Here is a 21,243-nt window from a genome sequence, read left to right on the forward strand (position 1 = left end):
AAAAATCGCAATTAGGGTTCTTCGTAAACACATTCACATAGTGTTTATCCTAGCCTAATTTTTCAACGTATGCTTGCCGTATTTTTTCAAAGTAAACTTTTGGTTTTATGCGTCCATTGCTCGTATTACAAATTGGTGATTCAAGTGCATAAATGTAATGACAACGGCCATTTAATTTATTTTGCACCACAATGTTCGGACTCGGTAAACCCACTAATTCCCAATCCATTGCTGAATTTTCACGGTCTACATCAAACACCATAAATTTAATAAACAAATCGTTAAATTGAATATACTTATGTGTTAATGCGACTTCTTTTTGATTTAACCAAACCCCATCACCAAAGCAATCTGTCTATTTTATCTGTTGCGATAAACTGCGGTTAAAGTCATCTAACGTGTAATTTTTTCTATTGTACATTTTACTCCTTATTTTAGTAACATAATGTCATTCCATATCAGATAATAATGCTGAATATGATTGTAATGATGTATGAGTAACAAATTATTATCCCATATCAGATATTAATGATTAGAAATTAATAAATGAAATAATGATAATTGAATACCAAACATTATTTGATGACATTATATTGTTAATGAACAATACGCAATATTGACTGAAACAGGAATACATCAACAACTGATGTAAACTGAACAAGACCAATATTGCACTACAAGCCTACACCAAAATTATCGTAAAATAACTTGAAATTTAACTTTCTTGTGAATTTTAGTATAATTTTACAGCGATTGAGCTGAACATTGAAAAGAGATCATTTTTTGATCATATTGCTGAAGCACATTGAATTATGGTAACCATATTAGTAACCAAATTTATATATTAAAATTGATAAAGCTATACCTAATATAGATCTAATAACATCAAAACAATTTTTTAAATAAAAAATATACATCAAAATTTCATAATTGGCCTTATGTTGATAAACATAAAAATGTTAAGGTTTCTGAAGCTTTATTATTATTTAGAGAAAATGAATTTCATGATGACTTTTCCCCTAAAAGTTTTTCTTTTGTGTTACCAACGGTGAATCAAATTAATGATAGGTTTTGCTATTCTGAAACTCGTCCTAAAACATCATTATGGGAAAAACATTGTATAGGCACATCCAAAGGAGAATTCATAAGATTACCATCACACAATGCAAGACATTGGTTAAGTACAAAAGCTGAACGAGGAGGAATGGATGAGTTAACTTTAGCTAATTGGGCAGGACGAGCAAGAGTTGCAGATAACAAGGCTTATGATCACAGAACAGAAGAAGAAAAAAGTGAATCAGTTAGGAATTTACTCATTCCCGAAGATATTTCTATCTTAGATAAAATTCATTTGAATCTTCCTATTACCTATGAAGACTTAGGGAAAGATAGAATTGGAATCGCAACGGTAACAGAAATAGGGATCTGTGAACATGATTATGCAATGTCTCCATGTTCTCGTCATGGAGATTGCGAAACATGTAAAGAGCTTGTTTGTATTAAAGGTTTAGAGCACTCCTTAGAAATCTTAAAGGTGCGTGAAGCCCAGATAACCGAACAATTTAATAAAGCTAAAGAACACCATAAAATAGGTGTTTTTGGTGCAGATCGCTGGATAAGTAATTTAGGATGGAGACTAACTCACATAAAAACTAAAATTAAATTCTTAGAAAATGAGAGCATCCCAAATGGTTCCTTATTAAGGATGCCTGATGAGTATGATCCTTCCCCTATTAAATTAGCTTTGTTGGAAAGAGGAATGGATCTAGATATACAGAAGAAAGAAACAGCTAAGTTAGACGATGATTTATATAGACTAATGGAGTTATAGTATGCCTAAAATTCTTATTACAGAAGAAAATTTAGAAGATATAATCATGTTGATTAATACTTGGGAGGGTAAATTAACATGGGATTTACTCTGTCATAAAGTGGCAGAACTACTGAATGTTAAAAGTATTGAGAGACAGTCTCTTGCAAATTATTCAGATATTCAAACAGCCTTTACTAGACGAAAACAAAAAATAAAAGAAAGAGCAAAAGCTAATCCTATACCAAATGTAACTGTGGATTATCTGCAAAAGCAAGTTAAGAATTTAAAAGCTCAAGTACAACGTTTGGAAGAAATTAATGAGCGATATAAACAGCAATTTATTGTATGGCAATATAATGCATATATGCATGGTATGACCCAAATTACTTTAAATAAGCCTCTTATTGCTGTTAACCGTCAACGTAGGTAATTTATAGGATGATTTTTACTATAATAGTAGTCTCTACAAAAGATTGTCTGAAAATCAATTTTCAGACAATCTCTTCACACCTATTAAACTTCTTGATGGGTAGAGTAGAAAACAATTTTCGTCAACATCTACTTCTTCTGGCCGGAGAGATACAGCAGTTTAATGGCGCGTCAAACACTATTGTACTGAACTACGCCACGTCGTTGCCTAGGTGCACGCCCATATCAACCCCTTCTTTCACAATATCTGCCAACGATCGTCCACCACGATTTCCAAGCGGGTTTTCGGGTATTGGTTCAAAATCGGCTTTAATTTTGGATACAACACGGCTTCCGCTGCCATCGCCGGGGCGTTGATGCGAATCAATCCCGATGGCGTATTCAAAAAATCATTTAATGCATCGACTTCTTGGTTTATGGCTTGATAAAGCGGCAAAAGCTGTTCAAAAAGCTGTTGTCCCGCTTTGGTTAGCGATACATTGCGTGTTGTACGGTTGAATAGTAGTAGGTTTAGCCGTGTCTCTAAATTTTTCATGCTATGGCTTAAGGATGAGGAAGAAATTCCCAATAGCTGTCCTGCTTTCACAAAACTAAACCTAATTTATCTCAATAAAGATACGTTCTAAAATGACCGCACTTCTAGCCTTTCAGTACCTCCACCAACGCCTTAAACAACGGCGAATTCTGGCGGCGGTTTGGGTAGTAAAGATGATAGCCTTCATAACTCATTGCGTAGTCATCTAAAACCTCTACTACTTCCCCACGTTCTAGCTCTTTTGCCATTCGATCTTTAGGCATTAATGCTAAACCTAAATGGGAAAGGCACGCTTTTTTCGCCAGAAAATTATTATTAACCACCAATCTTCCCGAAGGGGTAAATTTAATCACCTCTTTTGTTTCAGGGGAACGAAATTCCCAAACAAAAATGCCCTCAGAAGTCGGCATACGTACACATAAACATTTATGTTTGACTAAATCGCTAATTGTTTGAGGCGTACCATTTTTTTCTAAATATTGTGGGGTCGCCATTAGTGCCATTTGCATATCATCGGAAACGGTATCCGCGCTATTTGTTCCATAACGGCTTATAGCCGTCGTGACAAAGTCTAGGCTGCCTTAAAACGCAGCCATCATCAAATCACACCCAAACAAAAGCATTACGACACTTTACAAGTTGATGAGTTCCATACATTTGTTGGAAATAAGAAAAACAAAATCTGGCTGATTTACGCTTATCATGCCAAGACAAGTGAAATCGTGGCATTTGTTTGGGGCAAACGTGATTTGCAAACCGCTTTGGCTTTAAAGTAGCGTTTAAAAGCACTCAAAGTAAGCTATGAACGTATTCCAAAATCCGATAACGCAAGCGTTCTTCTTCGGTTTTGGGTGGGGGAGGCATTTTCGGGTATTTCGGTTTCATTGCTGGTCGTCCTTTCGGCTTTGGAAATAAGCCGTTTATACCTTGTTTTTCAAAGGCTTGCAACCACTGGCTAATCCCCCCTGAATTAGCAATACCAAAATGCAGACAAGCACTTTCTGCAGAAAATTGCCCCTTTTTGACCGCTTGTATGACGGTTAATTTAAATTCTGGGGAATATTTTTGCTTCTTACCCAGTACGGCTAAACTATTGATTCCATTATAGTTATATTGCGAAATCCAACGGCGTAGCGTGGAGGCTTTAAGCTGAAATTGCTGGCGAGTGAGTGAGCAATTTTTCCCGTTTTGGAGAAAAAATGCGATCACTTCTTGTTTGAAAGATTGGTTGTATTTCGTCATAAAAAATCTGCACCTTAATCAGTTGGTTTTTAGTCCAACTTTTGGGGTGCAGATCAGACGCTCACTTTGTCGCCGATTTGAAATTCGCCAGCGTCATCGCCCACCGCCACGACCACACCTGCCCCTGCATAACCCAAAGTCGCAGGGAACACAGAGTCAATCACATACGCCCCTTCCCGATACATCATCTCGGCACGGTTTAGTCCCAAAGCGTGCATTTGGATTTGCACTTCGCCCGATTTTGGGGCGGGGATTTGTACATCAACGATTTGCAGGACATCAGGCGAACCTGTTTTTGTAAATTGGATTTGTTTGCTCATTGTTTTGACCTATATTAAAAATGGGCGTATTTTAGCGTTTTAAAATAACAATAAGAATGGCGAAAAATGGGAAGTTGGTTTTTAAAAATGGAAAGATTGGGCGTTTTAGTCCGTCTGAAAAAATGCCGTCTTAAAAAAGTGCGGTTGTTTTTCAGACTGGTTTGGTTGTCAAAAACTGTTTGAATAAAACAATGCCGTCTTAAAAAAGCATCAAAGATGTAGGGTGCAACTTGTTGCACCATTTTCCTGATGAAATATTGGGTTGGTGCAATGACGCACACTGCGAAACTGTTTGAAAAACACAATGCCGTCTGAAAAAGTATTAAAGACCTTTTCAGACGGCATAAAAAACACCGCTTTATCAAAAGCGGTGTTTTTGAGGTCGTTTTGTCATTGGAAGAAGCCTGCGGGGCTGTGGTCTACAACTTGCTTTTGCGCAGCCGCAGTGCGTTGCCGACCACGGATGCCGAGCTTAGGCTCATCGCCAGTGCGGCAATCATCGGCGAGAGCAGCCAGCCGGTAAAGGGGTACAGCACGCCGGCGGCAACGGGAACCCCCAGGCCGTTGTATAAGAAGGCAAATAACAGGTTTTCCTTCATATTGCGCACGGTGGCCTCAGACAATTTGCGTGCGGTGGCAATACCCCGCAAATCGCCTTTGACCAGCGTGATTTGCGCACTGCTCATTGCCACATCGGTGCCGGTACCCATTGCGATGCCGACATCGGCTTTGGCCAGTGCGGGGGCATCGTTGATGCCGTCGCCTGCCATTGCGACCACCCGCCCTTCGTTCTGAAGCCGCTCGATCAGTGCCAGTTTGTCGGCGGGCTTGACTTCGCCGTGCACTTCGTCGATGCCCAGTTTTGCGCCCACGGCGTTTGCCGTGGTCAATCCGTCGCCGGTTGCCATAATGATGCGCAGGCCGGCTGCTTTGAGCGAGGCCAATGCTTCGGGGGTGCTGTCTTTTACAGGATCGGAGACGGCAAGCAGTCCCGCAAGATGTCCGTCCGCAGCCAGATATATCACGCTGGCACCTTCACTGCGCAGGGATTCGGCCTGCTCGATCAGTGGTTCGACGCTAAGCCCGTTCTGCTGCATAAACGCCGTGTTGCCCAGTGCCAGCGCACGCCCTTCAACCACGCCGCTCACGCCGATGCCGCTGCCTGAATCAAACTGTTCGGGTTTGCTCAGCTTCAGCTGTTGTGCCCGTGCGGCCTGCACAATGGCGTCGGCCAGCGGGTGTTCGCTGCCCTGATCCAAGCTGGCGGCCAAACGCAGCACTTCTTCGGCGGAAAAGCCTGCTGCCGCAACGGCACGGTCAAAGGCGGGTCGGCCTTCGGTGAGTGTGCCGGTTTTATCAATCACCAAAGTGTCTACTCGCCGCAAGTTTTCGATAGCGGCGGCATCACGGAACAATATGCCCCTGCCTGCCCCGCGTCCTGTGGCGACCATCACCGACATCGGCGTGGCCAGTCCCAGTGCACAGGGGCAGGCGATAATCAAGACCGCAACGGCGTTGATCAACCCGAACACCCAAGACGGTTGCGGGCCGAACACGCCCCAGACAAAGAAAGTGGCAACGGCGACGGCGACAACCGCCAGTACGAAATAGCCTGCCACCCCGTCGGCCATACGCTGCATCGGTGCTTTGGAGCGCTGCGCCTGGGCCACCATCTGGACAATCTGCGAAAGCACTGTTTCCGAACCGATGCGCTCGGAGCGGATGACGAGCGCACCGCCGGTGTTGAGCGTGGCGCCGATGACTTTGTCGCCGGTGGCTTTGCGCACCGGCAGCGGCTCGCCGGTCAGCATCGATTCATCTACCGAGCTTGCGCCCTCAACCACCACGCCATCGACAGGCACTTTTTCGCCGGGGCGCACACGCAGAAGGTCGCCGATGTGGATGTGGCTGAGCGGCACATCTTCTTCAGCACCGCCCGGGCCGATACGCCGTGCGGTTTTGGGCGCCAGTCCGAGCAGGGCCTTGATTGCCGCCGAAGTCTGCGACCGGGCTTTGAGTTCGAGCATCTGGCCGAGCAAGGTCAGCGAGATGATGACGGCCGCCGCCTCAAAATACACGCCGACCCGCCCCATCGATACAAACGATGCCGGAAAGATGCCGGGTGCAGCGGTGGCAACAACGCTGTAAACGAAGGCTGCACTCGTTCCCAGTGCAATCAGCGTCCACATATTGGGACTACGGTTTGCCAGCGACTGCCAACCCCGTGAGAAAAACGGCAGCCCCGCCCACAGCACGATCGGCAGCGACAGCACCAGCTCTACCCAGCTTTGTGCGGCCATATCCATCAGGTTCAGACGCTCGCCGAACATCGCCAGCACCAGCACTGCCGCCGTCAGGGGCAGCGTGTACCAAAAGCGTCGGGAAAAATCACGCAGCTCCGGATTGTCGTCGTCCAATTCAGGCATCAGCGGCTCCAATGCCATACCGCAAAGAGGGCAGTTGCCGGGGCGGTCTTGCCGGATTTCCGGATGCATCGGGCAGGTGTAGCCCGAAGCAGCCGCTGCATCGGACGGTGTCTGCACAGGGCGGTGCTGTCCGTGTCCGTGTCGGCACTCGTGGTGTTTGGGCGGTTTGTGTGTTTCTTGCTTCATCACAATTTCTCCTGTTGGGTTCATAGGGTCATCACCGGTCGTTTACCGAAAAAGCAGGTACGGATTGGGCCGGTCAGAATGACGGTTTTTTTCAGGCTGCCTGCAAATACCGATGCCGTCTGAAAAAGCAGAAGGTTCAGAACATCGCTTGCCGATGTGTCCGACAAGTCGGCATCATCATTTCCTTGGGGCTTGTTTTAAAGGTTGCCTGAAAACCCCAAATGCCGTCTGAAAAAGCCTTAAACCTGTTTTCAGACGACCTCAAAAGCACCGCTTTATCAAAAGCGGTGTTTTTGCCTTATTGCCCCTACTGTTTTAGCCAGTCTTGCATCAGCTTGATTTCAGGTTCTTGGGCTTTGATGATGTCTTGAGCGAGCTTTTTCATTTTTTCGTCTTTGCCGAACTGTAATTGCACTTTTGCCATCTCGACCGCCCCTTGATGATGCGGAATCATTGCTTTGGCAAAGGCAACATCAGGGTTTGGCTCATTGATTGCCGCCATCATCGCCTCGTGGTGCGCCTTGCCTGCGGCATAGGCCTTGGCGTGCGGGGCTTGCGGGTTTTGGGTTGCGGTGTCTTTACCCGGCAGCCAAGCGTTCATCAGGTCGATTTCACTTTGTTGTCCATCAATAATCGCTTGGGCAAGTTTTCTCATTGTTTCGTCTTTGCCAAATTCAAGCTGTACTTTTGCCATCTCAACTGCTCCGATATGGTGCGGAATCATACCTTTGGCAAAAGCGGTATCAGCATCGGCAAGATTGCCCGCTTTGCTCATCTCATCGCCCATCTTGTTCATCATTGCAAGATAGGCTTGGGTATGGGGCGGAGCATTTTGAGTATCCATCGCCATAGCAGAGTGGTTCATATTGGCGTGGTTCACCGCTGCGTGCCCGTTTTGGTTATTTGGGCAGTCGTGGGTGGTTTGGGTGTAGTTATTGTCGCACGCCATCGAGTGCGTCGGCACTTCGTTTTTGCCGTCGGCAAAAGCGGTTGAAGTCGCCAAAACAACAGCGGCAGCGACAAGATGTACGGCACGGTTTTTGATGAATGTCATTGGATTCTCCTTGTCAAAATGGGCATTGATAACATTGGGCAAATGACAGATTCGCCCAATGTCCATTTCACTATTTGGTTTTACGATTCACACGCACAGCCGTTGCAAGTGCAGTCATCACAAATGCAGGGCTTGCCGTTTTGGCATTGGCAGTCCGGACGGCAGTTTTGCCCCGTGCAAGACTGGCAGCCGCAATGGGCGTGTCGGTTTTGAACAAAATCAGCGTTCATAACAGTTTCTCCGAATGTTAAGTTAAAGTGGATTATCAAAACAAAGTGCTTTTAAGCGATTAAAAGCATTGCTTTTTTGTTTTGATGTGTGCATCATAAACCCTAACCTTGCGTTAGGATCAAGGGTTATTTTTACTTGATAACATTTTTTTACACACCACTCAATAAGGAGCAACAATGAACATCGGACAAGCGTCTAAATCTACCCAACTTTCCGTCAAACAAATCCGTGATTATGAAAAAGCAGGCTTATTAATTAACCCATCACGCAGTGAAGCAGGTTATCGGATTTATAACTCCAATGACATCGCTCGCCTAAAATTCATCGCCAAAGCAAGGGGCGTGGGCTTTTCGCTTGCCCAAATTGGCGAGCTTTTGGCACTGCAAGACAATCCACACCGCAAAAGCTGTGAAGTCAAAGCGTTGGCAAATACGCACATTGAATTTTTATCAAATAAAATCAAGGAATTAGAAGAAATGAAAACTACTCTTGGGGCGTGGCGTGATGCCTGTCGTGGCGATGATATGCCAGAATGTTCGATTTTACAGGGGCTTGGGGGATAGGTTTTTTTCAGGCAGCCTTAAAAAGTTTATTTTACCCATTTTAAAAACAAAAACACCGCTTTCAACCCAACGAAAACGGTGTTTTAAATTAACTGACTTTTAATTCCGCCCAAGCCCTTTTGATGATTTCTTGACTGGCTTGTAATGCCAAAAATGCCAAAACAAACGCCACAATTAAATCAGGATATTTTGATTGAAAAAAATAAACTGCCATACCCGCTAAAATTACCGCCACATTACCAATCGCATCGTTTCGGGAACACAGCCACACACTGCGGACATTGCTGTCGCCATCACGAAATTTTAATAATATCAACAATGCCGACACATTGATCAATAACGCCAAAAATCCCACAATGCTCATTTCAGAATAACTGGGCATTTCCCCATAAAACACACGATAAATGGTTGTCATTAAAATAAATAAACCAAAACCGCCCATCGTTAGCCCCTTAACCATAGATGCTTTGGCTCGGTAACTTAACGCCATTGGCAAAACAATCAAACTTATCAAATAATTGGCACTGTCGCCCAAGAAATCCAAACTGTCCGACAACAGCGAAGTTGAACCTGATTTAACCCCCATCACAATTTCCACAAAAAACATTGATAAATTTAATATCAAGACAATCCACAAGGCTTTTTTGTACTTGGGCGATTGATGAATGGGCTGATTTGAACCACAACAATTTTGGCACGCCATTTTTTTTGCTCCTGTTTTAAGATGAAATTTGCTATACTATAAACTCCGTAGTCATTACAGGGTCAAGCCAAAATGTCAAAATTTTTTAAAATAAAACAAGCCAGTGAACAAACAGGCGTACATTTGGAAACCATTCGTTATTATGAAAAACAAGGCTTAATCGCCCCTACACATCAACAAAACGGCTATCGTGTGTTTGATGAAAATCAGTTAGAACAATTACGCTTTATTAAAACTTGCCGTAATATCGGTCTTTCTTTAAGTAACATCAAAACGCTGTTGCAATTACAACAAACGCCTAACAAACAATGCAATGAAATCAATGCACTTGCCGAGCAACATTTGGCATATTTGGACGAACAAATCACAGAACTACAACAAGTTAAAACTTTTCTAATGCAATTTGTGGGTTGTGAAAATAAAACGGTTGATAAGTGTCAGATTATTCAAGGTATTAAAGAAAAAGAATAGCGGAATATTTTTCAGGCAGCCTGAAACCTTTTTCCATTATGGGTTTGATTTTGACGGTGGTGTTGCTGTTTGCCTTTCAAGCCCAAACCATTATTGCCAATCCCTTGATTATTTTGCTGATTGCCATTCCCTTGCTGGCACAGACTTACGGCATTTTTGCCTTGGCTCACGTTTTGGCAAAATAGCTCAAATTACCACACGAAATTTCCGCCCCTGCGTGCTTGATTGGCACGAGTAATTTTTTTGAATTGGCGGTGGCAATTTCTTTGTTCAGTTTGCACTCGGGGGCGGCATTGGCAACGGTGGTCGGTGTGCTGGTGGAAGTGCCTGTGATGCTCTCGCTAGTGTGGTGGCTTAATCGGCAGGTAAAATAACGATGTGCCGTCTGAAACTTATTTTTCAGACGGCATATTTACCTTAAAACAATCAAACCTTTACCAAAATCTTCCCAATCTGTGCATTGCTTTCCATATAACGGTGAGCTTCCGCCATTTCATCAAAAGCAAAAACTTTGTCAATTTCTAGTTTTAATTGACCGCTTGCTAAGCCGTCAAACACGAATTTTTTCGCTTGAGCGAGTTTTTCTGGTACGGTAGTGATTTCAAACAATTCTCGCACGGTTAAGTGTTTGCCTAAAATTGGGAACACAGGCACGGCGATATCATCGTGGCTTAATGCACCGTAGATGATGTATTTGCCGTCTTGTGTCATTGCGTTGATAATTTTTGCTGCTTCTTTGCCACCCACAGGGTCGAACACCAAATTCACGCCTTTGCCGTTTGTAATTTCTAGTAATTTAGCCGTAACGTCATCTTCTTTGGTGGCAATCACAAAATCCGCCCCTTTCTGTAAAAGCACATCGCCTTTGGCGTGCGAGACAGAGCAATCACGTTTGCCCCTTGCATTTTGGCGATTTGAATGGTGGCAATGCCTACCGAGCTGGTCGCTCCGCCCAATACAACAAAATCGCCTTTTTGCACTGTAATGGTACGTTGGCATATCTCTACTACAAGCAGTAGGATTTTGAGAAAAATTTTCAAATGATAGAATTTTTTCAGATTACTTGACCTTAACCCTAGGTTAAGCTTTAAAATGATGTCCATTCAATCTCAATAAAAAATAAGGACATCTTATGAAATTACATAAATTCACCCGCTCATTGTTGCTTTTAAGTTTAGGCATAACCGCTTTTGCTCAAGCACAAACACTTTCTATGGAAGTGTGGAAAAGCCCGACTTGTGGCTGTTGTAATGAATGGATCAGCTATATGCAGAAAAACGGTTTTGAGGTTAAAGTCAACGAAACAGGCAATTATGATGCTCATAAGCGCTTTAACATTAAATATGAACATGCTTCTTGCCACACAGCCGTGATTGATGGCTATGTGATTGAAGGACATGTACCTGCTGAGGATATCAAACGTTTACTCGCAGAAAAACCCGATGCAGTTGGCTTGTCCGCACCTGGCATGCCGATTGGTTCACCAGGTATGGACGGTGAAGCATACGGCGGACGCAAAGATCCTTATGATGTTGTTTTAATTAAGAAAAACGGTGAAAGTGAAGTGTTCAAATCCTATAACCAATAGGGGGGAAAGAATGAAACGTCGAGATTTTTTACGTTATGGAATTGGAATTAGCTTAGCCAGTAGCTCGCTTTATAGCCTTGCGAATATGATGAACCACGCACAACATGGCAATATGGCGATGATGCATTCAGTACCTACTGGCCTAATGCCAACTGAGGCAATGCCTTCAGGTTTATCGCTTAATGGGATATTGCCAAAACTTGCTAATCAATCGACTCAAGCAGGGCTATTCACAGCCACTTTAAAAGCAGAGCCAATTAAAATTCGCCTCGCAGACAATAAAGAAACGGAATTTTGGGCTTATAACGGACAACTACCAGGGCCACAAATTGAAGTATTTGAAGGCGACACCGTAGAAATTGAATTTATCAATCACCTACCACAACCCTCAACAGTACATTGGCACGGCTTAGATGTACCAAATGAAGCGGATGGTAACCCGATGGATATGGTTGAACCGCAAGGGAAAAAAGTCTATCGCTTTACGCTACCTCAAGGCAGTGCTGGGACATATTGGTACCACCCTCATCCACATGACCATGTTTCCGAGCAAGTCTATAAAGGCTTAGCAGGCACTTTCGTTGTTAAAGCGAAAAATGATCCGCTTGCACGCCTTCCTGAACAACATTGGGTGATTTCCGATCTGCGTTTAAATGCCGATGGCACCATTCCAGCAAATACGATGTTAGATTGGATGAATGGTCGTGAGGGGGAATTTGTGTTAATCAACGGTCAATATCAGCCCCAGATTCAAGTGAAAACGAATGAACGAATCCGTCTTTGGAATGCCACTAGCGCTCGTTATTTTCGTTTAAACATTCCAGGGGTGAAATGGATTGTGGTGGGTACCGAAGGTGGTTTACTTGAAAAACCTCGCTCGCCTGTTGATGAACTGCTACTTACACCAGCCGAACGCGTTGAAGTGATTATGGTGGGTGAAACGCAAGGAACAGTCAATTTACAAAGCGGTTATTATGATCGCCGTAAGATGATGGTTCAAGAACAGCCTAAAGATCTCACTTTAGCCACAATTCAGGTGAAATCAGAACCTGTTCAGTTACCTGAAAGCTTAAGGTCCTTGCCTAACTGGGATGAGCCAAAGCAGGTTCGCCAAATTCGCTTTAGTGAAAAAATGATGAACCATACGAATATGCCAATGATGAATCACGGTACACATCACGCTACTACAACACCAACGGATAACCCTATTCCACCAATGATGAATGGTATGTTCTTAATCAACGGTCAAACCTTTGATATGAACCGTATTGATTTTGTTGCCAAATTGAATGAAGTGGAACAGTGGGAAATTTTCAATGAAAGCCATATGGATCATCCGTTCCATTTGCACGGCACTCAATTTGAAGTGATTCAACATACATTAAACGGCAAAACCTTCAAGCCAGAAGGCAGGGCGTTAAAAGATGTAGTCAATTTGCGCCCTTATGAAAAAGTGATTATTCGCTTTAAGCAAGGACACACTGGGTTGAAAATGTACCATTGCCATATTTTGGAACATGAAAATCTCGGTATGATGGGGATGTTTAAAGTGGAATAGTGGTATCTAACCATAAAAAACAGAGGGATTTTCGTGAAAATTTGTAAATCGCGAAAATCCCACTGCTTATCACTGCCTATTCCAACGGTTTAACAATGCAACAAGTGAGAGCATCACAGGCACTTCAACCAATACACCAACCACAGTCGCTAACGCCGCGCCCGAATGCAAGCCAAACAAGGAAATCGCCACCGCCAATTCAAAAAAATTACTGGTGGTGTCCTGAAAAGTGTACTGGGTTAAATTTGTTTGGGATGATTGATTGCCTAAAATCCAATATTAAAAGATTTAACATGATAAAACATTGATTTGGAAAAACAGCAACTGCGCCTGACGGCTCTGCTTAATCTGTGCCGAATCCGACAGTTATTACCCTCAATCACTTTAGTATGTTGCTTACCCACCCATTGGTCACCGGTATCAGAAAACGCATTTACAAAAGCATCCCAATTATCGCCGGCAATACGTTCATAGCTTACTTTGAGTTCTTTTAAACGCTGCTTTAAAGCCAAAGCGGTTTGCAAATCACGTTTGCCCCAAACAAATGCCTCGATTTCACTTGTCTTGGCATGATAACCGATGTAGATACGGTATTTTTGGTCTATCCGATTTGGTGGTACAAAATGCCAATGGCGCTTTATTCTTTGCTCGAGCAAGTAGACTTTAGTGGGAAAAATATTGTGCCGGTGGTTGGTCACGGTGGCAGTCGTTTGGGTGGAACGGATAAAGATATTCAGCAACTTCAACCACAAGCCAACGTGAAAAACGGTTTTGAGGCGTATTTGCATAAAACGGTAAGGGCTGAACAACAAGTGGAAAAAAGATTAGCTAAATTCTTAACCGAAAATGGTTATACAAAATAAAAATGTAGGGACACACAGCGTATGTCCCTACCATTTAAATTTCAATTTTATGAAGAAAAAATATCTCCTCCAACTCGCTCAAGATTTGGTTCTAACGGCAATATTGCTTTCTCTTTTTGGCTATCATCTTTATGAAGAAATCACGCACGAATGGCTCGGCTTGGTCTTTTTTGCTTTGATTATCTCACATCTTTCACTGAATACATGGTGGCTCAAAAAGACCTTTTCAGGCAGTTATAACAGCTATCGCATTTTGCAAAGTGCGGTCAATTTTGCAACTTTTTTGTTATTTTTAACCGCTTGTATCAGTGGCATTATGCTTTCTAAACATCTATTGGTGGAAATGCTATTCCACTCTACCACAGATTTAATGCGAAAAATTCATATGACCAGCACCCATTGGTTGCAAATTTTAGTGGGTGTACATTTGGGGTTACATTGGAAACCTATTGCTAATTTATTCGCAAATGGCTACCGTTTAGATCTTGAACATTGGCTTGCACGCAGGCTTATTCCAGCTTGTTGGCTGATTATTGCCGCTTATGGTATTTTCGTTTTTGTGCAACGAGAGTTGTTACCCTATTTATTGCTACAAGTAGATTTTGCCTATTTCAATTATGATGAACCGCAAGCGGTCTTTTATTTTGACTTTCTTGCGATTTTAATTGCGCTGGCTTACAGCACAAGATTTTTGGTTTGGTTCTTTTTATTTAGGAAAAAAGATGTCAAAAGTTAAATCTATTTAGATATTCTGTATAAATAACCTAAATGGCGGATAGATAGAAACGATCTTATACTCGCCACAATTTTATTAATTAAGGATAGCCAAATATGAAGAAAATTAATGTTGCCATTGTGGGGAGTGGGTATTCTACCCGTATTTTCCACGTTCCCTTTTTTAAAAATGATCATCGGTTTAACGTGATAAAATTTTTTGAGCGTTCAACCACTCGGGCATTAGCATGGTTCCCCAACATTGATATTGTGTCAAATTTTGAAAAGTTACTGACTGATGAGGTGGATTTAATCGTGATTAGTCAATAAGTGTAAAAATGGCATCATCAACCCAATGAATTTATGGACAAATATTATCTGTTTGGTATTTTATAGTAAATACATTGTGTAAAAATAAAATCTGAAATCTAGCCTTTTTATACTTTATTTTTACGTATTCATACTTCAATCTGGGTAGATTAGTGTTTAATTAATTGATTTAAAATAATTTTATAATTTACATTCCCAAATAATATGGAAACAACCATTCTAAAATTAAAGATTAATTTTTTTAACGTTGATTATGAAAAAAAAGAAGACCTTTTTATAAACAAGGTCTTCTTTTTTTGTTTGTTTCTGATTATATTAACCCGTCATATTAATTTTAACCTTGTTATTGTAGGAACCTAACAATGAAAAAAAATCTCATCACAACATCACTTCTTTTGGCTTTGCCAGCACTTGCTTTTGCTGAAACTGAGCAAGCAGCAGAACTTAAACCTATTACGGTGTACTCCGCTTATGCCGCACCGATCAATCAAGATAAAACCGCGTCATCTGTTACTGTTCTAACTGAAAAAGATTTTGCCGATCGCAATGCTACCTATGTGAGCGATGTGCTGAAAACTGTTCCGGGTATGGCATTTAGTGCTTCGGGTGGTCGTGGTACGCTATCCAATTTTTACCTACGCGGTGCGGATGCGAACCATTTAGCAGTGGTCATTGATGGGGTAAAAATGAACCCTGTTACAGGTTATGGCTTTGATTTCGGTGGTCTTGCATTAAGCAATATTGATCGTATTGAAGTATTACGTGGTGAGCAATCTGCGTTATGGGGCAGTGATGCAATGGGTGGCGTAATCTACATTACCACCAAGAAAGGCTTATACAAAGACAAAGCCTTTAACATCGATTTTGATTTCGGTGCAGGTTCAAATGGCACCTTTGATGGTTCTGCGACTGTTTCTGGCTATCAGAATGGTTTCTACTATGCGTTACATGGGGATAGCCATACAACAAAAGGCATTTCTGCTTATAGCTCAAATAAATTCCACTATACAGGCGAACAAGGCAATAAAATCACAACAGGTGGTGCGGTAGAAAAAGACAAATTCCATCGTGACAACGCTTCTTTACGCTTCGGCTATGCAGGGGAAACACGTGGTTTAGAAGTGCTTGCTTCTCATTCATCTCAAACGGCTCGTTATGACGGCAGTTTAGCTGGCGAGAAATCATTCGATGATAGAACGCGTGTTCGTGATACCCTATTCAAATTGAGTGGTTATTTCGGTAACGATCAAGAACTCTTTAAACACCAAGCAAGTATCAGCCATTTAAAAACAGATAGCGACACCTTTAGTGCTTGGGCAAGTGCTTATGATGCGAAAAAATTAAATGCGAATTATCAATTAGATATCAATTTTGATCGTGAAGGATCGATTACCCAAGCGGTCAGTTTATTAGGCGAATTTCAACGTTCTGACTATGACTCAACCGCTTATGCTGTACCAAAACACCTGACTGAAAAAAGTGTGGCGGCGGAGTATCGTCTATTTAGCGAAGATGATCATAGCTTAGCAATTAGTGGTCGTTACATTGATAGTTCAGAATATAAAAATGCTTGGACGGGCAGAATTTCGGGGGCTTATAGACTTTCACCGAACTTCCAAGCTCACGCAAGTTATGGTTCAGCCATTCAAAATCCGACAATGACGGAATATTTTGGTTGGAATGGTTCTTTCATCGGCAATCCAAACTTAAAACCTGAGAAAAGTCGTGGTGGCGATATCGGTTTATTGATTACTTCTAATGATAAAAAACACAGCTTAGATGTGACTTATTTCGCTCGTAACGTAGAAAACTTCATTAGTTCTAAAGTGCTTGCCTTTGATCCTGTGACTTATGTATCCACAACACAAGCGATTAACCTTGATGGAAAAACAAAAATCAAAGGCGTAGAACTGGCTTATAACGGCAAATTAAACGACGTATTAACCGCCTATGCAAACTACACTTACACCAATACGAAGGATAGCAAAGGCGTATCATTAGTGCGTCGTGCAAAACATACCGCGAATTTAGGCCTTGCTTACCAAGTCACAGAGCAATTTGGCACAAATGTGAATTTAGCCTACGTTGGAAAACGTGCGGATACCCATTTTGATGAAGTTACTTATGCGGCTTCTCGCGTGAAATTGCCTTCTTATACCTTAGTGAATTTAGGGGCGAATTACCAAATCACTAAGAATTTGAATGTTTATGCGAATTTGAATAACCTGTTCAACAAAAAATATGAGCATACCATTGGCTACGGTCAAGACGGACGCAATGTTTACGTTGGCTTAAAAGGTAGTTTCTAATCAACTCGGTGGGCGTTTTGCCCACCATTTTGTTTTATGCAATGAAAAAAACTTGCCTAATTTGCACCGCACTTTTTACTTCTCTCGGCACCGCACAGGCGGAGCAATTTGTTTCGCTGAATTTATGTAGCGATCGCCTGCTGATTGAGCTTGCTCGCCCTGAGCAAATCGCGGCTCAATCGCCGTATTCTACTAATCCTTTGATGATGTTGGATAAAGTCAATGTCAGTAAACCCACCGTTGAGCCAACTTTGAGCCAACTTTTACCTTATTTGGATAAAACCTTGCTGATTAACGAAAGTTTTTACCCGCAATTAGTGGCAAAACTGAGAGAACTTGGCGTGAAAATTGTGCCAATGAGCGATCCACAAACGCCCGAACAGCTCATTGAATTCGTTTCTCACTTGGGGCAATTAACGGGCAACGTGGCACAAGCAGAGCAGTTGATTGCTCAGCTTTCATCGCAAAATTTTAAGCTAAACCGACCGCTTGCAGAAACGCTAATCCTCTCTGATACAGGCGTGGTCGAGCCCAGTTTTCCACAATACCGAATATTGCTCGACTTACTCGGTTTAAAACCCACCAAAACCACGCTGACGCCACAAAATTTTTCCTTAGAAAAAGTGCTGTTGAGCCAGCCGAACCAACTGATTTCAATCAGCGACAAACAGGGCTACAACGAACAAGCGGAACTGCTAAAACATCCAATTTTGCAAAAAATGTTCCAAAACCGACCGCTTGCAACAATTCCATTGAAATATACTTACTGTGTCGATCAAGGCTTATGGCAAGGGGCAGAGCAACTTTACCAACAATTTCAGCAAGAAAGGAAATAAAACGGATGAATATCAATAGGTTAAATTTTATTTTGTTTGCTTTGCTGATCGCCATTATTGCTTTAGCAAGCAGTTATCAACTGGGCGATTTTGCCGCTTTATTGAATGCCGATGGTGTGCTGACGGATATGCGGTCATTGGTGCTATTTGACATTCGCCTACCGAGATTTCTACTCGCCATTTTAACAGGAGCAAGTTTGGCGGTGGCAGGCAATGCAATGCAAGGGATTTTTCAAAATCCGCTAGCCAGCCCGGGCTTGCTCGGTAGTGCGAATGGGGCGACAACGGCGAGCGTTTTTATTCTCTACTATTTTTCTGCCCCTTTCACGTTGTTGCTCTTGGGTGGCATTGCAGGGGCGCTGCTCAGCTTTCTGTTGGTCTATTTGATTGCGAAAAATTATGGCACAACGATGATGATTTTAAGTGGCTTAGCGGTCAATATGCTGCTCGGTTCGGCTATCGCTTTGCTGCTTTCTAATGCACAAAGTCCTTGGGCATTGGCAGAGCTTTATCGCTGGTTGCAAGGCTCTTTGGTTTGGGCGAAATTAGACACTTTGCTTGTTTCCTTACCTATTGTTTTACTTGGCTTTTTCTGCATTTATCGCCAACGTCGCTATGTGGATTTACTCACCTTTGGCGAAGAAACCGCAAGCACAATGGGCGTGGATGTAAAACGCAGCTTTTTTATCACTACTTTCGGTGTCGCTTTATTAGTGGGTGCCACTATTCCGCAAACGGGGACGATTGGATTTATCGGCTTAATCGCACCGCACTTTGCTCGCATTTTGCTGAAAAAACGCCCATCGCAACTCTATCTGACGAGCGGACTTATCGGTGCTTTGCTGTTGCTCATTGCCGATTTGGCGATTTTACATCTGCCTTTCTTCTCTCACATTTATATTGGCACGCTCACTGCGATTATCGGGGCACCAGTGCTGATTTGGATTTTGCTGACACAACAACGGAGATTGTATGATTAAGATCGAAAATATCAGCTTGCCTTACGGCTTGAACGCAGTCAGTTGCCAAATTCCACAAGGAAAATTAGTCGGCATTATGGGGGCAAATGGTGCAGGAAAATCGACCCTGTTGAAAAGTATGGCGGGGATCTTACCGCTTGCAAGCGGTGAGATTTGGCTAAATTCTTGCAAATTAAGTGCAATGTCGCCTAAACAGAAAAGCCAGCAAATCGCCTATCTTGCCCAAAGCACCGCAATTCATTGGGATCTCAACGTGTATGATGTGATTGCTCTCGGTTTAAATCAACCCACCGCCGATGAAGCACAAAAAGTGCGGTCAATTTCCGACAAGTTTTCCATTTCACACTTGCTCGACAAGCCTTACCAACAGCTCTCAGGCGGTGAAAAAACGCGAGTTCAGCTGGCACGTTGCTGCATTAAAGAGAGCCCAATTTTGCTCGCAGACGAACCCATCGCCGCACTGGATCCTTATTATCAAATCGATATTATGGAACAACTCAAATCCCTCACCCCACAACACACCTGTGTGGTGGTCATCCACCATCTCTCGTTGGCTTATAAATTCTGTGACGAAGTGATTTTGTTGGAGAAAGGTAACATCATTGCAAGCGGCAAAACCGAACAAGTGCTAACAGAAAGCAATCTCGCCCAAGCCTTTAAAATTAAGGCAGAGATTGATCGGGAAAGGAAAGAGATTATCAATATAAGAAAATTGGAAGTTTAGATCATAAATCATAGAAATATTAAAAAAAATTGGAAATCAACTTCCAATTTATTTTTAATTTTGATAAATTGGAACTTAACTTCTAAAATTAATGGGGTTTTATATGATAACTCGACAGCACTATCTACAACAACTTATCCAATTTAAAGATACGGATTTCGTTAAAATAATCACTGGAGTCCGACGTTCGGGGAAATCTGTTCTCTTGATGCAGTATCGTGACTATTTGCAGCAGCAAGGCATCCAACCTACAAATATTATCTACATTAATTTTGAGCGTTTCGAATATCAGTGGGTAAAAAATGCAGAAGATTTTCAACAACTTATTCGAGATCTATTGCCTAATTCGACAGAAAAGGTTTATTTCCTAATAGATGAAATTCAGTTTGTTGAAGATTGGCAAAAAATCATTAATTCACTAAGAGTGAGTTTTGATACAGATATTGTTATTACTGGATCAAATGCTAATCTCCTTTCGGGAGAGCTGGCTACTTTACTCAGTGGGCGATATGTGGAAATTAAAATTTATCCCTTATCTTTTAAAGAGTTTTTGGATGCCAAAAATATCGATCATCATTCCAGACTTGTCGATAAGTCTTATCAAGAATATGAAAAATATGGTGGTTTCCCAAGTGTTGTTATAGCCGATGAGCCTCTTAAAGAGACGATTTTATCAGGTATATTTGACTCGATTGTATTAAATGATATTGCCTATCGGGCTGGTGTAAAAGACACTCATATTTTAAAAAGTGTGATCTTATTCCTTGCGGATAATGTGGGACAGTTAGTTAATCCAAGTAAAATTAGTAATACACTAACTTCTGAGCGTGTTCCTACATCTAACCACACAATTAGTAAATATTTAGATTTACTTGAAAATGCTTTCTTATTCTATAAAGCACAACAGTATGATATTCGCGGAAAAGGTTATTTGAAAACAAATGCCAAATATTTCATTGTTGATAATGGTTTAAGACGACAGGCGATTGGTAAGAAAGGGGCAAATTATGCAAATCGTTTAGAAAATATTGTCTTTTTAGAGCTATTAAGACGGGGCTATACCATTGATGTAGGAAAACTTGAAAGTAAGGAAATTGATTTTATCGCACGTAAAGCTGATGAAATTTTATATGTCCAAGTCGCTTTTGAAATCCCTGAAAATACAAGGGAAACGGATAACCTATTACATATTAAGGATAATTATCGAAAAATATTGATCACAGGTAAATATTACGAACAAACAGAAATTAATGGGATAGAAATTATTTACATTGTGGATTGGTTGTTATCAGACTGATTGCGATAAAACCTTAGTGAGTTATCTTAAAGTGCGGTTAAAAACAAATTTGTTTTCAACCGCACTTTTAT

General features: G+C 42.0%; 22 protein-coding genes and 5 pseudogenes. 16 read left to right on the forward strand and 11 right to left on the reverse strand.

All coding sequences use genetic code 11. The features are described 5' to 3' along the window. Nucleotides 1-49 precede the first annotated feature (49 nt). Nucleotides 50-313, reverse strand: a pseudogene (locus tag ACT2CV_RS03850) (replication initiation protein); the annotation flags it as partial. 723 nt (nucleotides 314-1,036) lie between these two features. Between ACT2CV_RS03850 and ACT2CV_RS03855 the strand changes: the two are divergent. Further along, nucleotides 1,037-1,831, forward strand: a complete 795-nt coding sequence (locus ACT2CV_RS03855; protein WP_464973489.1) for a hypothetical protein — start codon at nucleotides 1,037-1,039, stop codon at nucleotides 1,829-1,831. A 1-nt stretch (nucleotide 1,832) separates the two neighbouring features. Next, nucleotides 1,833-2,243: a hypothetical protein gene (locus ACT2CV_RS03860; protein ID WP_464973490.1), complete on the forward strand. Its 411-nt coding sequence runs from the start codon at nucleotides 1,833-1,835 to the stop codon at nucleotides 2,241-2,243. A gap of 237 nt (nucleotides 2,244-2,480) precedes the next feature. Here the strand turns inward: ACT2CV_RS03860 and ACT2CV_RS03865 are convergent, their stop codons facing one another. Both ACT2CV_RS03865 and ACT2CV_RS03870 read right to left on the reverse strand, forming a co-directional pair. Beyond that, nucleotides 2,481-2,828, reverse strand: coding sequence for a LysR family transcriptional regulator (locus tag ACT2CV_RS03865; RefSeq protein ID WP_464973491.1), 348 nt, complete (start codon nucleotides 2,826-2,828; stop codon nucleotides 2,481-2,483). 53 nt (nucleotides 2,829-2,881) lie between these two features. Beyond that, nucleotides 2,882-3,280, reverse strand: a complete 399-nt coding sequence (locus ACT2CV_RS03870) for a LysR substrate-binding domain-containing protein (protein WP_464973492.1) — start codon at nucleotides 3,278-3,280, stop codon at nucleotides 2,882-2,884. 99 nt (nucleotides 3,281-3,379) lie between these two features. Between ACT2CV_RS03870 and ACT2CV_RS03875 the strand changes: the two genes are divergently transcribed. Next, complete coding sequence (locus ACT2CV_RS03875) at nucleotides 3,380-3,553, forward strand: IS1 family transposase (RefSeq protein ID WP_464974047.1); 174 nt, start codon at nucleotides 3,380-3,382, stop codon at nucleotides 3,551-3,553. A 34-nt stretch (nucleotides 3,554-3,587) separates the two neighbouring features. On the opposite strand, the pseudogene ACT2CV_RS03880 reads toward ACT2CV_RS03875, so the two are convergent. From ACT2CV_RS03880 to copM, 4 genes and pseudogenes are all read right to left on the reverse strand, one after another. Continuing rightward, a pseudogene (locus ACT2CV_RS03880) lies at nucleotides 3,588-4,019 on the reverse strand (helix-turn-helix domain-containing protein); the annotation flags it as partial. A 53-nt stretch (nucleotides 4,020-4,072) separates the two neighbouring features. After that, on the reverse strand, nucleotides 4,073-4,339 hold the full coding sequence (locus tag ACT2CV_RS03885; protein WP_238327096.1) for an alcohol dehydrogenase catalytic domain-containing protein: 267 nt from the start codon (nucleotides 4,337-4,339) through the stop codon (nucleotides 4,073-4,075). 419 nt (nucleotides 4,340-4,758) lie between these two features. Beyond that, nucleotides 4,759-6,975, reverse strand: a complete 2,217-nt coding sequence (locus tag ACT2CV_RS03890; RefSeq protein WP_464973493.1) for a copper-transporting P-type ATPase — start codon at nucleotides 6,973-6,975, stop codon at nucleotides 4,759-4,761. A 283-nt stretch (nucleotides 6,976-7,258) separates the two neighbouring features. After that, nucleotides 7,259-8,005, reverse strand: a complete 747-nt coding sequence (gene copM, locus ACT2CV_RS03895) for a CopM family metallochaperone (RefSeq protein WP_464973494.1) — start codon at nucleotides 8,003-8,005, stop codon at nucleotides 7,259-7,261. A 407-nt stretch (nucleotides 8,006-8,412) separates the two neighbouring features. Between copM and ACT2CV_RS03900 the strand changes: the two genes are divergently transcribed. Continuing rightward, nucleotides 8,413-8,799, forward strand: coding sequence for a Cu(I)-responsive transcriptional regulator (locus ACT2CV_RS03900; protein WP_464973495.1), 387 nt, complete (start codon nucleotides 8,413-8,415; stop codon nucleotides 8,797-8,799). A gap of 88 nt (nucleotides 8,800-8,887) precedes the next feature. Here the strand turns inward: ACT2CV_RS03900 and ACT2CV_RS03905 are convergent, their stop codons facing one another. After that, the gene (locus ACT2CV_RS03905; protein ID WP_078277646.1) at nucleotides 8,888-9,502 is read right to left on the reverse strand and encodes a cation diffusion facilitator family transporter; all 615 of its coding nucleotides are present in this window, start codon (nucleotides 9,500-9,502) and stop codon (nucleotides 8,888-8,890) included. A gap of 72 nt (nucleotides 9,503-9,574) precedes the next feature. Between ACT2CV_RS03905 and ACT2CV_RS03910 the strand changes: the two genes are divergently transcribed. Further along, nucleotides 9,575-9,973 (forward strand): Cd(II)/Pb(II)-responsive transcriptional regulator, encoded by a 399-nt coding sequence (locus ACT2CV_RS03910; RefSeq protein ID WP_010907411.1) that lies wholly within the window; start codon nucleotides 9,575-9,577, stop codon nucleotides 9,971-9,973. Nucleotides 9,974-9,987: 14 nt separating this feature from the next. Continuing rightward, nucleotides 9,988-10,347: pseudogene (locus ACT2CV_RS03915) on the forward strand (arsenical-resistance protein); the annotation flags it as partial. A 52-nt stretch (nucleotides 10,348-10,399) separates the two neighbouring features. On the opposite strand, the pseudogene ACT2CV_RS03920 reads toward ACT2CV_RS03915, so the two are convergent. Continuing rightward, nucleotides 10,400-10,953, reverse strand: a pseudogene (locus ACT2CV_RS03920) (zinc-binding dehydrogenase); the annotation flags it as partial. A gap of 152 nt (nucleotides 10,954-11,105) precedes the next feature. Here ACT2CV_RS03920 and ACT2CV_RS03925 point away from each other — a divergent pair. Further along, on the forward strand, nucleotides 11,106-11,561 hold the full coding sequence (locus ACT2CV_RS03925) for a DUF411 domain-containing protein (RefSeq protein WP_279438880.1): 456 nt from the start codon (nucleotides 11,106-11,108) through the stop codon (nucleotides 11,559-11,561). 10 nt (nucleotides 11,562-11,571) lie between these two features. Further along, on the forward strand, nucleotides 11,572-13,119 hold the full coding sequence (locus tag ACT2CV_RS03930; protein ID WP_464973496.1) for a multicopper oxidase family protein: 1,548 nt from the start codon (nucleotides 11,572-11,574) through the stop codon (nucleotides 13,117-13,119). Between the two features lie 69 nt (nucleotides 13,120-13,188). On the opposite strand, the pseudogene ACT2CV_RS03935 reads toward ACT2CV_RS03930, so the two are convergent. Continuing rightward, nucleotides 13,189-13,332 (reverse strand): annotated as a pseudogene (locus ACT2CV_RS03935) (arsenical-resistance protein); the annotation flags it as partial. Nucleotides 13,333-13,385: 53 nt separating this feature from the next. Then, complete coding sequence (locus tag ACT2CV_RS03940; RefSeq protein ID WP_464973497.1) at nucleotides 13,386-13,775, reverse strand: IS1 family transposase; 390 nt, start codon at nucleotides 13,773-13,775, stop codon at nucleotides 13,386-13,388. Between ACT2CV_RS03940 and ACT2CV_RS03945 the strand changes: the two genes are divergently transcribed. The 8 genes from ACT2CV_RS03945 to ACT2CV_RS03980 all read left to right on the forward strand — a co-directional run bounded on the left by ACT2CV_RS03945 (nucleotide 13,689) and on the right by ACT2CV_RS03980 (nucleotide 21,172). Beyond that, nucleotides 13,689-13,982, forward strand: a complete 294-nt coding sequence (locus ACT2CV_RS03945) for a flavodoxin (RefSeq protein ID WP_005612106.1) — start codon at nucleotides 13,689-13,691, stop codon at nucleotides 13,980-13,982. The genes ACT2CV_RS03940 and ACT2CV_RS03945 overlap by 87 nt on opposite strands. Before the next feature lie 49 nt (nucleotides 13,983-14,031). Further along, entirely contained in the window at nucleotides 14,032-14,718 is a 687-nt protein-coding gene (locus tag ACT2CV_RS03950; protein WP_058652120.1) for a DUF4405 domain-containing protein, read from the forward strand. Between the two features lie 95 nt (nucleotides 14,719-14,813). Beyond that, nucleotides 14,814-15,026, forward strand: coding sequence for a Gfo/Idh/MocA family oxidoreductase (locus ACT2CV_RS03955; RefSeq protein ID WP_005628486.1), 213 nt, complete (start codon nucleotides 14,814-14,816; stop codon nucleotides 15,024-15,026). 362 nt (nucleotides 15,027-15,388) lie between these two features. Beyond that, entirely contained in the window at nucleotides 15,389-17,335 is a 1,947-nt protein-coding gene (locus tag ACT2CV_RS03960) for a TonB-dependent receptor plug domain-containing protein (protein ID WP_464973498.1), read from the forward strand. A gap of 41 nt (nucleotides 17,336-17,376) precedes the next feature. Continuing rightward, on the forward strand, nucleotides 17,377-18,171 hold the full coding sequence (locus tag ACT2CV_RS03965; RefSeq protein ID WP_464973499.1) for a substrate-binding domain-containing protein: 795 nt from the start codon (nucleotides 17,377-17,379) through the stop codon (nucleotides 18,169-18,171). 5 nt (nucleotides 18,172-18,176) lie between these two features. Next, complete coding sequence (locus tag ACT2CV_RS03970; RefSeq protein ID WP_464973500.1) at nucleotides 18,177-19,151, forward strand: FecCD family ABC transporter permease; 975 nt, start codon at nucleotides 18,177-18,179, stop codon at nucleotides 19,149-19,151. Continuing rightward, nucleotides 19,144-19,875, forward strand: a complete 732-nt coding sequence (locus tag ACT2CV_RS03975; protein ID WP_464973501.1) for an ABC transporter ATP-binding protein — start codon at nucleotides 19,144-19,146, stop codon at nucleotides 19,873-19,875. The genes ACT2CV_RS03970 and ACT2CV_RS03975 overlap by 8 nt, the downstream gene beginning before the upstream one ends. Before the next feature lie 103 nt (nucleotides 19,876-19,978). Beyond that, nucleotides 19,979-21,172 carry an ATP-binding protein gene (locus tag ACT2CV_RS03980; protein WP_464973502.1) on the forward strand — a complete coding sequence of 398 codons (1,194 nt, stop codon included), beginning with the start codon at nucleotides 19,979-19,981 and terminating at the stop codon, nucleotides 21,170-21,172. The last annotated feature ends 71 nt before the right edge of the window (nucleotides 21,173-21,243 follow it).

This window comes from Reella acinonychis, from assembly GCF_052384575.1.
In the GTDB taxonomy this organism is placed as follows: domain Bacteria; phylum Pseudomonadota; class Gammaproteobacteria; order Enterobacterales; family Pasteurellaceae; genus JBQSUQ01.

Excerpts from the sequence above, each read along its gene's own strand:
- ACT2CV_RS03860 (WP_464973490.1), top strand. The coding sequence starts at position 1,833 with ATGCCTAAAATTCTTATTACAGAAGAAAATTTAGAAGATATAATCATG.
- ACT2CV_RS03870 (WP_464973492.1), bottom strand. The coding sequence starts at position 3,280 with ATGGCACTAATGGCGACCCCACAATATTTAGAAAAAAATGGTACGCCT.
- ACT2CV_RS03885 (WP_238327096.1), bottom strand. The coding sequence starts at position 4,339 with ATGAGCAAACAAATCCAATTTACAAAAACAGGTTCGCCTGATGTCCTG.
- ACT2CV_RS03890 (WP_464973493.1), bottom strand. The coding sequence starts at position 6,975 with ATGAACCCAACAGGAGAAATTGTGATGAAGCAAGAAACACACAAACCG.
- copM (WP_464973494.1), bottom strand. The coding sequence starts at position 8,005 with ATGACATTCATCAAAAACCGTGCCGTACATCTTGTCGCTGCCGCTGTT.
- ACT2CV_RS03900 (WP_464973495.1), top strand. The coding sequence starts at position 8,413 with ATGAACATCGGACAAGCGTCTAAATCTACCCAACTTTCCGTCAAACAA.
- ACT2CV_RS03905 (WP_078277646.1), bottom strand. The coding sequence starts at position 9,502 with ATGGCGTGCCAAAATTGTTGTGGTTCAAATCAGCCCATTCATCAATCG.
- ACT2CV_RS03910 (WP_010907411.1), top strand. The coding sequence starts at position 9,575 with ATGTCAAAATTTTTTAAAATAAAACAAGCCAGTGAACAAACAGGCGTA.
- ACT2CV_RS03925 (WP_279438880.1), top strand. The coding sequence starts at position 11,106 with ATGAAATTACATAAATTCACCCGCTCATTGTTGCTTTTAAGTTTAGGC.
- ACT2CV_RS03930 (WP_464973496.1), top strand. The coding sequence starts at position 11,572 with ATGAAACGTCGAGATTTTTTACGTTATGGAATTGGAATTAGCTTAGCC.
- ACT2CV_RS03945 (WP_005612106.1), top strand. The coding sequence starts at position 13,689 with ATGATAACCGATGTAGATACGGTATTTTTGGTCTATCCGATTTGGTGG.
- ACT2CV_RS03950 (WP_058652120.1), top strand. The coding sequence starts at position 14,032 with ATGAAGAAAAAATATCTCCTCCAACTCGCTCAAGATTTGGTTCTAACG.
- ACT2CV_RS03955 (WP_005628486.1), top strand. The coding sequence starts at position 14,814 with ATGAAGAAAATTAATGTTGCCATTGTGGGGAGTGGGTATTCTACCCGT.
- ACT2CV_RS03960 (WP_464973498.1), top strand. The coding sequence starts at position 15,389 with ATGAAAAAAAATCTCATCACAACATCACTTCTTTTGGCTTTGCCAGCA.
- ACT2CV_RS03965 (WP_464973499.1), top strand. The coding sequence starts at position 17,377 with ATGAAAAAAACTTGCCTAATTTGCACCGCACTTTTTACTTCTCTCGGC.
- ACT2CV_RS03970 (WP_464973500.1), top strand. The coding sequence starts at position 18,177 with ATGAATATCAATAGGTTAAATTTTATTTTGTTTGCTTTGCTGATCGCC.
- ACT2CV_RS03975 (WP_464973501.1), top strand. The coding sequence starts at position 19,144 with ATGATTAAGATCGAAAATATCAGCTTGCCTTACGGCTTGAACGCAGTC.
- ACT2CV_RS03980 (WP_464973502.1), top strand. The coding sequence starts at position 19,979 with ATGATAACTCGACAGCACTATCTACAACAACTTATCCAATTTAAAGAT.